Below are 12,053 nucleotides of genomic sequence, written 5' to 3' on the forward strand. Positions count from 1 at the left end.
TCTCATAGAAACCCGGTTTTCATCAGTGCGTTAACGCTTGCCGCTCGTCAGCGCGTGTTTTACCTCGCCAATCGCCCGCGTGATCTCAATTTCGCGCGGGCAGGCGTTGGTGCAGTTAAACACGGTGCGGCACTTCCACACGCCCATCGTGTCCCCAACAACCGCCAGCCGCGCCTCCGCGCCCTCATCCCGGCTGTCGAAGATGAAGCGGTGCGCCTGCACAATGGCCGCCGGTCCCACGTACTGGTCGTTGGCCCAGAAGCTGGGGCAGGATGTGGTGCAGGCGGCGCACAAGATGCACTTGGTGGTGTCGTCGAAGATGGCCCGGTCTTCTGGCGATTGCAGGCGTTCGCGGCCATTTGCCGGCACGGGACTATCATTGATGAAATACGGCATCACCGACTTGTAGTGGTCCATGAACGGCCCCATGTCCACAATCAAGTCCTTCAGCACCGGCAAACCCAGAATCGGTTCCACCTGAATCTTCAAAACCTCCTGGCCCGGTTTTGCCAGACGGCTCACCAACGTCTTGCACGCCAGCGCGTTAGCCCCATTGATGCGAATGGCATCGGAACCGCACACGCCATGCGCGCACGAACGTCGCAGCGATAAAGAACCATCCATCGTCCACTTCACCCGATGCAACAGTTCCAACACCGTATCGTTGGGAGCCACGTTATCAAGCGTATACTCACCCCACCACGGTTTGTCCCGCAGTTCCGGGTTGTAGCGTCGAATGCGTAATAAAACTTGCATCATCATCTCCTCAAATAACAGGATACTGATTCACGCGGAAAAACGCCGACGAGAAAAACTGCGCCATCGGCGTCATCTGCGCCATCTGTGATTTCCTAGTAGACGCGCTTTTTCGGCTCGTAACGTCCCAACGTCACGGGTTTGTAACGCAATTCATAGCTGCCATCTTCCCGGCGCGCGCAGAAGGTGTGCTTCAGCCAGTTCACATCATCTCGCTCTGGATAATCATCACGCGCATGGCCGCCACGGCTCTCCGTGCGCGCCAGCGCCGAAAGCGTCGTCACCTCCGCCAGGTCCAGCAGACAGCCCAGTTCCCACGCCTCCAGCAAGTCCGTATTGAACTGCTTGCCCTTGTCATCCACCAGGATGTCCCGGTATTCCTGCTGCAAAACGCGCAGCGTGTTTTTCCCCCGTTGCAGCAGTTCCTCCGTGCGGAAGACGCCCACATTGGCCGTCATGGCTTTCTGCATCTTCTCCCGCACCAGGTGGGGCTTGACGGTTCCCTTGTGCGCGCGAATGCGCTCGAACTCCGCCATGATCTCGTCGGCAGCCCCATCGGGCAGCGGAGCCAGGTCAGTCTGGTTACAATACTCAACCATGTGCTTGCCGCTACGCCGCCCGAACACAACCAGGTCTACCAGCGAATTCGTCCCCAGGCGGTTCGCGCCGTGTACGGAGACACAGGCGACCTCCCCTGCCGCGTACATCCCGTCCAGCACCGTCCCCTGCGTATCTAGCACCACGCGCCCGTCCACGTCCGTAGGAATGCCCCCCATGGCGTAGTGAGCCGTCGGCTGCACCGGCATCGGCTCCTTCAAGGGATCAATGCCCAGATAGGTGCGCGTGAAGTCGGCGATGTCCGGCAATTTCGCTTCAATATAAGCATCGTCAATGCGCTTCGTCTCCCCCTCTTTCTCGAAATAGGCGTTGACCGTCTGCGGACGCACGTCCAGATGCACGTAGTTCTTGCCGTTGATGCCCTTGCCGCGCTCTACTTCCAGGTAAATGGCCCGGCTGACCACGTCGCGGCTGGCCAGGTCTTTGATGGAAGGCGCGTACCGCTCCATAAACCGCTCCCCGTCCGCGTTCAGCAGCACGCCGCCCTCGCCGCGCACGCCTTCGGTGATCAGGATGCCCAGTTTGAAGATGCCCGTCGGATGGAATTGGAAGAATTCCATATCCTCCAACGGTACACCGCGACGCAAACAGATCGCCGCGCCATCTCCGGTGAGCGAATGGGCGTTGGAAGTCACTTCCCAACAACGACCCCAGCCGCCCGTGGCAAAAAGCACCGCTTTGCTGTGGAAGATGTGGAAATCGCCCGTGGCAATATCCACGGCAACAATGCCGCGCACCTGGTTGCCCACGCGGATCAAGTCTACGACCTGGTACTCGTCGTAGAAATTGACGTTGTTCTTAATGCACTGCTGGTACAGCGTCTGCAAGATCATGTGCCCCGTGCGGTCGGCGGCGTGGCAGGCGCGGTGGACCGGCTTGCCGGTTTCGTTATTGGTATGACCGCCAAAGCGGCGCTGCGAAATTTTGCCGTTGGGGAAGCGATCAAAGGGCAGACCCATGTGTTCCAGTTCAATGACGGCATCGATGGCTTCCTTACACATCACGTCTACCGTATCCTGGTCGGCGAGATAATCGGAGCCTTTTACAGTATCGTAGGCGTGCCATTCCCAACTGTCCGTCTCGTCATCTTTGTTCGCCAGAGCAGCGCTGATGCCTCCCTGGGCCGCGCCCGTGTGGGAGCGTGTGGGGTAGAGCTTGGACAAAACGGCGACTTTGACCGACTTACTGGCGTGCAGCGCCGCCATCAGGCCAGCGCCGCCCGCGCCCACGATGACGGCGTCAAAATGGTGTATGTGAGGTTGTGACATGTGATTTTGCCTCTATGTCTGTGGCTCTCAGGGGACCTGGGCCATAACGGCAGTCGGCTGGAAGCTGAAGATGGCGATAGCCGACCAGATAATGGTAATGATCAGGAAAATAGCCAGCGCGCGATTGATGCCGCGCACTTTGGCTTCATCGTGAACGTAATCTTCCAGCACGTTGCGGAAACCGTTGAGGCCATGTGTGGCGGCGAAGGCCAGCAGAAACAGGTCATAGGCGCGCCAGCCCCAGGAGCGCCATGCATCGGCGACAACTTGCAGCGTCAGATTATGCACGTCGCGGAAAATGTGTTGCAAAACCATGTGACCGACGGCCAGCAGCAGCAGCGAAATACCGGAGAGGCGCATAAAGAGGAAGCCGTAGCGTTCCAGGGTGGACCCGCCCGCCGGACGACGAGGACGGTCGCCGGCGTTGGCCGGTGGCCGCCGCAGCACAAACCACAGAATTACGCCGACGACGAGGACGCCAATGGCGATGCCCAAAACCGTGCCGTTGGCGTTAACGCCCGTAGGCACGGGGAAGGTCATGCAGCTGAGGCCCTCCGCGGATAGTTCGCGGCAGTGGCTGATGGTGGAGCGGAGCATCAGGTAGCCCAACGGCACGAAGGCAACAGCAAACAGCCCCCAGACGAAGCGGGCGGTTTGTTCCTGATATTTCCACCAGGCGGGCTTGAAGTCGAGCAGGCTAATGCGAATGCCGTTGAAGGCGTGAAACAGGATAGCGGCCATAAGGCCGATTTCACCGACGCTGAAAGGCAGCCATTTGAAGACTTCCACGGTATAGCCGTACATCTCGGGCCAGAAGGTGGCGTTGGCTGTGTCCCAGACATGAATGACGAGGAAGGAGAGGATTGCCAGGCCGGAAATGCGGTGTGAAATCCAACTCCATTGGCCTATGTTCCCACGGTAACGGATGCTCTCCACGACTGTGAGCTTCAATGATGACATAAGTACCTCCAATGGGTCAGGGTGACACGCCGTCGTGACAGCGTGAGGGAGCGCGTCCGCAGTAATTGTATGCTGATAATCGCGGGCCTCATTCAGGAAAATGAGGCATTGCGGAGCATTGGCGGGCGCAATCTGGAGAGGCTTCCGGCGGACATCGCCCTTTGGACATCATGGGGATGTGTCTCCAAATGCCTCCAGGGTAACTGAACACTGTAAAAACGCTTGAGGGATTATAGCACTGTCTGTAAATGGGGGACAGTGAAAGATTGCGGGTGAGGGGTATTTTGGGCGCGCGTTGCCGTCTGCCCCCTTATTGCAGCGGAGTGCGGACGCTGTGGGCTATGTAAAGTTCTTGCGCGCGCGATTTGCCTTTGAGCGCCGTTGGCCCCATGGGTGTGAATTCGACCAGGTTGAATAACGAGGCTGGCGACGGGCTGATGGCATCGTAGATACTCTGCGATATGATGATTTGCCCGTCGCCGGCCAGGTCTACCAGCCGGTGCGCTGTGTTCACCGCCTCCCCCACCATGGCAAAGTTCATGCGCGTTTCCGCGCCCACGTTTCCGACAACAACCTCGCCCTGGTCAATGCCAATGCCCAACCCCAGTTCCGTGCCGACTTGCTCATACCATTTCTGCCGTAATCGGTCGAATATTCGCTGCATTCGTAATGCCGTGAGTACAGCGCGCCGCACGGCGTCAGGCTGATCGAACGGAACATTGAAACCTATCATCAGTTCATCGCCGGCCAGGTCAAAAATGGTGCCGTTGTATTCGTAAACGATCTCCGTCATGTGCGTGAAATGCTCATTCAATACTTTAATCGCCTGGTCGGCTTCGACATCGACGATCATGCGCGTAGAATCGCGCAGGTCGGCAAACATAACCACTGCCTGCCGCCGTTCGCGTCGCCCCAGCAGGCTGGGTTCTTTGGAGAGTACGTGTTCCAATAGACCCGGTCCCATGTAGCGGGAGAAGGTTTCCTTGACCTTGATTTTTTCGCTGCGTTCTTGCTGTAGTCGCTGCGCTTCCAATCTTTTCAGCTCAGTAATGTCCTGCATCACGGCTACATAGCCCACTTCCGGGATTGCGGAGACACTGGCGTGCAATGTTTTCTCGTCGGAAAGGGTAATTTCGCCTTTGGAGGAGAGCCGTCCGTTGTTGAAGAGGGAGAGAATGGATTTGAGATGGGGCACGTCTTGTACGAGCCTGCCGGCAATTTCCCGCCCATTCAAGGTAAACAAAGACTCCGCGGCATGGTTGACTAGCGCGATACGTCCGCGCTCATCCGTCGTGATGATGGCATCGGAAGATTGCGCCAACAACGCCTCCAACTTCTGCCGTTGTTCACTGATTTCGGCAAACAGATAGGCATTCTCAATGGCCGCCGTCAACTGGTTACCAATAGTCTCCAACAGCGAGAGATGTTCCGGCTGGAAATAATTCCGCCGACTGTGTACCAGGATCAACACACCCACCACTCTGCGGGCGGCACGAGAGAGCGGCACACCGATGGCCGAACCGACTTGTTCCGTGTCATCCGGCAACGTTATCCAACGTTTGTCTACGGCTACATCGGGAATGATCTCACCACGATTGTGCCGCACCAGCCAACCCGCCAGCCCCTGTCGCATAACGGTAGGAGAAGCCTGATGGGATATTTCCGCCTTCTTACCCGCCCGCACCATAATTTTGTGTGTTACCTGTCCCTTGTCGTTCAGGAGAATGATATTCCCCTTTTCCGCTTCCACGGCTTGCTGCGTATGTACAATGATGTCAGCCATCATTTGCTCCAGGTTCAATTGGGTATTGATGGCCTGGCCAATGGTGTACAACAGTTGCAGGCGATTTCGTTCTTGCTCCAGCCGCTGCCGCGTATGTTTGAGCTGGATGAGCGAACGCACGCGGACCAACAACTCTTCTCGATGGTGGGGACGGTAAAGGAACTCGTCGGCCCCGACTTCAATACCTTTGATGCGGTACTGCACGTCCCGCAGTGCCGTGACCATGATAATGGGAATGACGGCGGTTTCGGATTGGCTTTTGAGCTGGCTGCAAACCTGAAATCCGTTCATCACGGGCATCATCACGTCGAGCAGAATCAAGTCAGGGCGTTCCGTTTCCGCCAGGTTCACGCCTTCCTGCCCGTCGCTGGCCTGGATAGTGCGGTATCCTTCAAGCTGCAATTGGGAGGCCAGGAGCATTCGGTTGGCTTCGTGATCATCTACGATTAGGATAGTCTCTGACGCTGCGGAATGATAATAGGCATTCATGGGTTTCTTTTCCGGGCGGCCATATACGTGTCCTGAAATGAGCCGCGGCGCGTTCGTGTAAACCTGAGCGCAGATCGGGCGTTGGCGCCTGGGGCAGCCGTTTCCGTGGGATCATGGGCTTCACGGGGCCGCGCGAGCATGGGTTGATGGGCGACTTGTCCTGTTCGTCTATGGTGTTATGCGGCTAAGGACTGACGATGAAATAAGGTACGGAATTGCATCGTCAGTTTGCAGGAACGGTAAGGAAACAACTTCATTGTCTGATTTAATTTCCGTTCCTAAGTGGCGCGTCGTGGGTGACGCGCCCGTTGGATACATGTAATGTTTGGGCTTGTTGCAGGAAAGTGCCGGCAAACATCCCTGGATCCGTCGTTGTCAAGATCGCCTGGCTGGCCTTTTGCGTCACTTCCAGCAGAAGTTCCCGCCGCCGCGCATCCAATTCCGCCGCTACCTCATCCAACAGCAAAATCGGCGTCTCGCCCGTCTGCTCCTTCATCCAGCCGATTTCCGCCAGTTTCAGCGCCAGCATGGCGCTGCGCTGCTGGCCGCGGGAGCCATAGCTGGAAAGGGGGCGGCCATTCACCTGGAAGAACCAGTCGTCGCGGTGTGGACCGAGACTGGTGCTGCCACGCGCAATATCCTGATCCACGCTCGTTTCAATGGCGCGCTGATAGCGGTCGATGATGGCTTCCTGCTTTCCTTCGGGCTGTGTGCGCAGCCAATCGGCTATCGTGATCATGTCCGCCACGGCGTCATTTTCTTCACGGCTGCGACCAGGTTGCGCATCTTCCAAGCGCGGCAAATAATTGAGGCGGATCGTTTCCAGGCGATTGGTCAAATCTTCGTAATGAATGCGCTGCGCGGCATGGGCAAGATAGGCGAAAAGGATGGCCCGCCGCGCAAATATGTGGCTACCCAGTTTGACCAATCTGTCCGTGAAGATGGGCAGCACATCTCGCCCGCCGCCGCTTTCGTTGATCTGGCGCAGGAGGGCGTTGCGTTGTTCCAGGACTTTGTTGTAGGCGGCCAGGTTGCGGCAGTAAATGGGATCCACCTGGCAAAGCGTGATGTCTGCGTAGCGGCGGCGGCTGGCGGGAGGACCGGTCACGAGTTGGAGGTCTTCTGGCAAAAAGAGGGTGGCGCGCAGGTTGCCAATCAGGTCCATCAGGCGCACTTTGCGCCGGTTGACGAGTGCTTCGCGGCGAAAACTACTGCCATTGCGGTTTTTTTGCTCTTTGATGAGGCGCATTTCCAGGTGTTTTGTGCCGGCATTTGTCACCACCTGCGCCGCCAATCTCCCCACCACGACCACATCCTCCGTCTCATTCGCCGTCCAGTTCAACAACTGTTGATCAGTATCCGCGTGCGGCGAGCGCGTCGTTGCCAGATAATAAACCGCCTCCAACAAATTCGTCTTCCCTTGCGCATTCCGCCCATACAACAAAACCGGACCCGCATTGAAGTCAAGTTCTAGTCGGCCATAATTGCGAAAATTCGTCAGCGATAAATGCGAGAGATACATATACGTGGAATCGGGGAAAGTCAATGACGTTACTCGTGAATTTTAGCATAAGCAAAACGGGATGCCATGCCGTAGTTTGCTGCGCCGGTGTAAAGTTTGCGACGCTATTACCTCCATGCTATGCTTGTGCGCTGGTAAAGAAGCACGCAATCACGCATTTACGGGAACAATCAAAACCGCGCGGATTCCCAGACACACGCCATCTTTTCCGTATGCGACGGTTACGCTTCACGATTCAGCGGCGCGACGCACTTATAAACGCCGCTCTCATAGCGTGGCATCCTGTAAAAATGCTTCACATCTGTATTGACCCTTACGAAGAAAAGTCTCGGTCATGCCATGAACCAACCTGACATCATTTTCATTGTACTTGACACCCAGCGCGCCGACCGCCTCGGCTGTTACGGTTATCATCGGCCTCTCACCCCCCACCTGGATGCCTTCGCCGCCCAGAGCGTCCTCTTCGAACAGGCCATTTCCGCCGCCCAATGGACTATCCCCAGCCATGCCTCCATGTTCACCGGCCTCTACCCCACCGCGCACCAGGTAACCCAATCCAACCAGAGCCTCCCCCCAGATCGTCCCCATCTGGCCGAAGTGCTGCAAGCAGCCGGCTACCAAACCGTTGGCTTCTGCAACAATCCGTTGGTGGGCATCCTGGACAACGGCTTCAAGCGCGGCTTCCACACCTTCTACAATTATGGGGGGGCCATTCCCACCGTACCCCGCAGCTCCAGCCGCTTCCCCTGGCCTTTCAATATCGCCGCCGAATGGTACACGCAGTTCCTGCGCCGCATCTCCTACCCCATCCAGAACTTCTTCGGACAATCGGACCTTGCCTTTAGCGTATCCTTAAACACCTGGCTCACACCACTCTGGTCACGGTTGGCCCGTTTCAAGGGGCAAAACGAACGCTCCGTACAGGATGTAGCCTGGTTTTTGCGCCAACGGGAGCGCAGCCAATCATCCCAGCCGCTTTTCCTCTTCCTCAACTTGATGGAAACGCATTTGCCCTTCTGGCCTCCGCAGTCGTTTATTGACCAGGTGGCGCCCACGCTGCGCACCAACCGCGAAGCCCGCGCCATTCTGCATGCCTGGAACCGGGAAGCATATCGCTGGGCCGCGCCATTGTCCCAACCATTGGACGAACTGGAGGCTCGGGTTCTCAACGATATGTACGACGCGGAAGTGGCTTATCAGGACCATTACCTGGGGCAACTGTTCGATGCGCTCGCGGAGCGGAGCCAACGAGAAAACACGATGACGCTGGTCGTGGCCGATCACGGAGACAGCCTGGGAGAGCATGGATATTTCGGGCACGCTTTTGTCGCCTACCAGGAGTTGGTGCATGTGCCCATGCTGCTGCATTGGCCGGCGCAGATGGCCCCCACCCGCGTCGCCACCCCCGTGAGCACGCGCCGCGTCTACCACACTTTATTGGACGCTGCCGGCATTCTCCCCGACATCCCCCAACTCGACCCAGGCGAAATCCACAACCTCTCCCTTAAACAAACCATTCGCGGCCAGGACCCCGAACAAGGCGTTGCCTACGCCGATGTCTACCCGCCGCTGAACTTCGTGCGCGCTATCGAACATCGCCAGCCGGAACTCCTGGAGCCATTCCGCTGCCTGGCGCGGCGGCAAGCCATAGTTCAGGACGACATGAAGCTGATTCAGGTAGACGGCCAGCCAGACGAGTTGTTTCAACTCCAACACGATCCTCTGGAATTGCACAACCGCCTGGCGCACATGCCCACGGAAGCGGATCAACTGGCGCGGATGCTCAACCGCGTCGCCCGCCGCGTGGAAAACCAGCGGGACCAACTGACCGCCGGCGCGCTGTTACAGATGGACGACGATAAGCTTTTGCAGCGCCTGCGGGGATTGGGTTATATTGAGTGAGTGCTACCAGGAGATTGGACCAATTTCGCCAGAGAAAATTGGTCCAATCGGGCTTTGCAGTGACGAGTGCGTGTGCAATAGATCAAACCGACAGGGTGAAAAAGGAATTAATTCATGCTCGATTTTTTGAAAATTGATCCGGTGGCTTTTACCATTCCTATTGGCAACGGGTTCCCCGTCTACTGGTACGGCATCATCATCACCGTCGGCATTGTGCTGGGTGCGTGGTGGGCCGGGCGCGAAATTGAGAAGCGCGGGCAGAGCGTTGATGATCTGTACAACGGGCTGCTGCTGGTGGTTCTGTTTGGCTACCTGTTTGCGCGCTTGTGGTACGTGTTTCAGGATGCAATTATTGCCGGCAATCGCGCCGCCTACACCTCCTTCCTGGACGTCATCAACATCCGCGCCGGCGGGGCCAACATCCTCGGCGGCTTCGTGGGCGCCGCCCTTGTCGGTTTCCTCTACATCCGCTGGCGCAAACTCAACTTCTGGGACTACGCCGACGTAGCCGGACCCGCGCTGCTGTTGGCACAAGCCATCGGTCGCTGGGGCAACTTCATCAATCAGGAACTCTACGGCCCTCCCACCAAACTCCCCTGGGGCATCCTGATTGACAACCGCATTCCCCCGTACAATGACCTTGCCCTCTACCCGCCGGATACTCGTTTTCATCCCACTTTTCTCTACGAATCCATCTGGCTGTTCATCGGCTTCTTCTTGCTCACCTATCTCAACCGCCGTTTCCGCGGCCAGTGGAAGGCGGGTACACTTTTTGGCGCCTTTCTGATCTGGTGGGGTGGCGGGCGCGCCTGGATCGAACTGTTCCGCCCCGACCAACCCGCCATCGGCAACAGCCTGATCACCTACTCCATGCTGCTGGCGTTAGGTCTGGCCGTCGTCGGCGCGCTCATAATCATGGGCCGCTACGGCAAGCTGGCGCTGGCACCACGACGCAAACCGCGCGTGCGCAAACCTAAGCCACGACGGCAGCAATCTCGTTAGGGCGCATCCGTTTAAGATGGGTCCATTCCGAGAGAATGAACCCATGTAGCGTGCGGCTTTCCTCGTTCTTTTGCCATCCCTAATTGGGCCGCGGTACGTGGTAACACGAATGCAGGAGCAACTATGACGATTGAAGAGAAATTCAATACCCTGGCGCTGACGTTTGATGACGTTTTGTTAGCACCAGGGCCGTCTTCCGTATTGCCGTCGGAAGTCGACCTGAGTACGCGACTTGCCGGCAATTTACACCTCAACATCCCCATCCTCTCCGCCGCCATGGACACCGTCACCGAAGGCAAAATGGCTATCAGCCTGGCGCGGCTGGGCGGCGTGGGCGTCATCCACCGCAACCTCTCCGCCGGCGAACAGGCCGACGAGGTAGACAAAGTAAAACGCTCCGAAGCCGGCATGATTGTGGACCCCATCACGCTACCCCCGACCGCTACCCTGGCGGACGCGGAAGCCATCATGAGCCGCTACCACATCTCCGGCGTACCGATCACCGATGAAAACGGACGGCTGGTGGGCATCCTCACCAATCGTGACACTCGCTTCGTCACGCCTGGGGCGCAGCCCGTCGCCGACTTCATGACCGCCCACAACCTGATCACGGCTCCCGTGGGAACCAGCCTGGAAAACGCCAAAGAAATCCTGCACCGTCACCGCATCGAAAAACTCCCGCTGGTGGACAACGAGGGCCGCCTCAAGGGCTTGATCACGGTCAAGGACATTTTGAAGAAGATCGATTACCCCCTGGCGGTCACGGACGACAATGGGCGGCTGCTGTGCGCGGCAGCGGTGGGCGTGGGCGAGAAAGGGTTGGAGCGCATGGAGGGGCTGGTGCACGCCGGCGTGGACGCCGTGGTGATTGACACGGCGCACGGCCACGCCCGTTCGGTCATCGACACGCTGGCGGAAGCAAAACGCCGCTATCCGTCCGTGCCGGTGATTGCCGGCAATGTCGCCACCACGCAAGGCACACGCGATCTCATCGCCGCCGGCGCCGACGCCGTCAAAATTGGCATTGGCGCCGGCTCCATCTGCACCACCCGCATCATCTCCGGCGTCGGCGTACCCCAGATTCATGCCGTTTTTGAGTGCGCCGCCGAAGCCCACCGTCAAAACATCCCGGCCATCGCCGACGGCGGCATCAAGTACAGCGGCGACATTGTCAAAGCCCTGGCCGCCGGCGCGGATGCCGTCATGCTCGGCTCCCTCCTGGCCGGCCTGGAGGAAAGCCCGGGCGAGATCATCCACTACGAAGGCCGCCGCTACAAGGTGTATCGCGGCATGGGCAGCCTGGGCGCAATGCAGGGGTACGGCGCGGACCGCTATGGCAGTGGTCAGGCGTCGGGCGAACGCAGCAAACTGGTCCCCGAAGGAATTGAGGGGCAGGTTCCCTATAAAGGGAAGCTGGCGGATGTGCTGTATCAGATGGTGGGCGGCGTGCGTGCCGGCATGGGCTACGTCGGCGCGGGCAACCTGGAAGAACTGCGCCAAAAAGCCCAGTTTATTCGCATCACCAATGCCGGCCTCATGGAAAGCCACCCACACAGCATCCGCATCATCCAGGACGCGCCCAATTACCAGTTCCGACGTTGATGTCGGCGTTATGCGAACCTTTCCGGGAGCGCGCTCAGACCCAGAGCGCCTCATCATGCCCGTTATTTGGCATGAAAACAGCTTCCGAGAAGATAGTTTTGTAAGAATTCGTCAAACTCGCATCGCTTTCTGGCTCTACTGTATCTCCCAA

At 58.1% G+C, this 12,053-nt stretch carries 8 protein-coding genes; 3 read left to right on the top strand and 5 right to left on the bottom strand.

The genetic code is table 11. The annotated features are described in order from the left end of the window. Positions 1-30: 30 nt before the first annotated feature. The 5 genes from H6650_10745 to H6650_10765 all read right to left on the bottom strand — a co-directional run bounded on the left by H6650_10745 (position 31) and on the right by H6650_10765 (position 7,420). Positions 31-756 carry a succinate dehydrogenase iron-sulfur subunit gene (locus H6650_10745; protein ID MCB8952479.1) on the bottom strand — a complete coding sequence of 242 codons (726 nt, stop codon included), beginning with the start codon at positions 754-756 and terminating at the stop codon, positions 31-33. Positions 757-851: 95 nt separating this feature from the next. Then, positions 852-2,642 (bottom strand): succinate dehydrogenase flavoprotein subunit, encoded by a 1,791-nt coding sequence (locus H6650_10750; protein MCB8952480.1) that lies wholly within the window; start codon positions 2,640-2,642, stop codon positions 852-854. A gap of 27 nt (positions 2,643-2,669) precedes the next feature. Then, positions 2,670-3,602, bottom strand: coding sequence for a succinate dehydrogenase, cytochrome b556 subunit (gene sdhC / locus H6650_10755; protein ID MCB8952481.1), 933 nt, complete (start codon positions 3,600-3,602; stop codon positions 2,670-2,672). Between the two features lie 310 nt (positions 3,603-3,912). After that, the gene (locus H6650_10760) at positions 3,913-5,874 is read right to left on the bottom strand and encodes a response regulator (protein ID MCB8952482.1); all 1,962 of its coding nucleotides are present in this window, start codon (positions 5,872-5,874) and stop codon (positions 3,913-3,915) included. A 265-nt stretch (positions 5,875-6,139) separates the two neighbouring features. Then, complete coding sequence (locus tag H6650_10765; GenBank protein MCB8952483.1) at positions 6,140-7,420, bottom strand: DNA replication/repair protein RecF; 1,281 nt, start codon at positions 7,418-7,420, stop codon at positions 6,140-6,142. A gap of 315 nt (positions 7,421-7,735) precedes the next feature. On the opposite strand from H6650_10765, the gene H6650_10770 reads away from it, so the two are divergent. The 3 genes from H6650_10770 to guaB all read left to right on the top strand — a co-directional run bounded on the left by H6650_10770 (position 7,736) and on the right by guaB (position 11,902). Further along, positions 7,736-9,298, top strand: a complete 1,563-nt coding sequence (locus H6650_10770) for a sulfatase (protein ID MCB8952484.1) — start codon at positions 7,736-7,738, stop codon at positions 9,296-9,298. 114 nt (positions 9,299-9,412) lie between these two features. Further along, positions 9,413-10,300, top strand: coding sequence for a prolipoprotein diacylglyceryl transferase (lgt, locus tag H6650_10775; GenBank protein MCB8952485.1), 888 nt, complete (start codon positions 9,413-9,415; stop codon positions 10,298-10,300). Between the two features lie 123 nt (positions 10,301-10,423). Further along, positions 10,424-11,902 (top strand): IMP dehydrogenase, encoded by a 1,479-nt coding sequence (guaB, locus tag H6650_10780; GenBank protein ID MCB8952486.1) that lies wholly within the window; start codon positions 10,424-10,426, stop codon positions 11,900-11,902. The last annotated feature ends 151 nt before the right edge of the window (positions 11,903-12,053 follow it).

The organism is Ardenticatenales bacterium (assembly GCA_020634515.1).
Lineage (GTDB): Bacteria > Chloroflexota > Anaerolineae > Promineifilales > Promineifilaceae > JAGVTM01.

Bases quoted from the DNA above. Each gene is read 5' to 3' on its own strand.
- H6650_10745 (MCB8952479.1), bottom strand. From the start codon at position 756: ATGCAAGTTTTATTACGCATTCGACGCTACAACCCGGAACTGCGGGAC.
- H6650_10750 (MCB8952480.1), bottom strand. From the start codon at position 2,642: ATGTCACAACCTCACATACACCATTTTGACGCCGTCATCGTGGGCGCG.
- sdhC (MCB8952481.1), bottom strand. From the start codon at position 3,602: ATGTCATCATTGAAGCTCACAGTCGTGGAGAGCATCCGTTACCGTGGG.
- H6650_10760 (MCB8952482.1), bottom strand. From the start codon at position 5,874: ATGAATGCCTATTATCATTCCGCAGCGTCAGAGACTATCCTAATCGTA.
- H6650_10770 (MCB8952484.1), top strand. From the start codon at position 7,736: ATGAACCAACCTGACATCATTTTCATTGTACTTGACACCCAGCGCGCC.
- lgt (MCB8952485.1), top strand. From the start codon at position 9,413: ATGCTCGATTTTTTGAAAATTGATCCGGTGGCTTTTACCATTCCTATT.
- guaB (MCB8952486.1), top strand. From the start codon at position 10,424: ATGACGATTGAAGAGAAATTCAATACCCTGGCGCTGACGTTTGATGAC.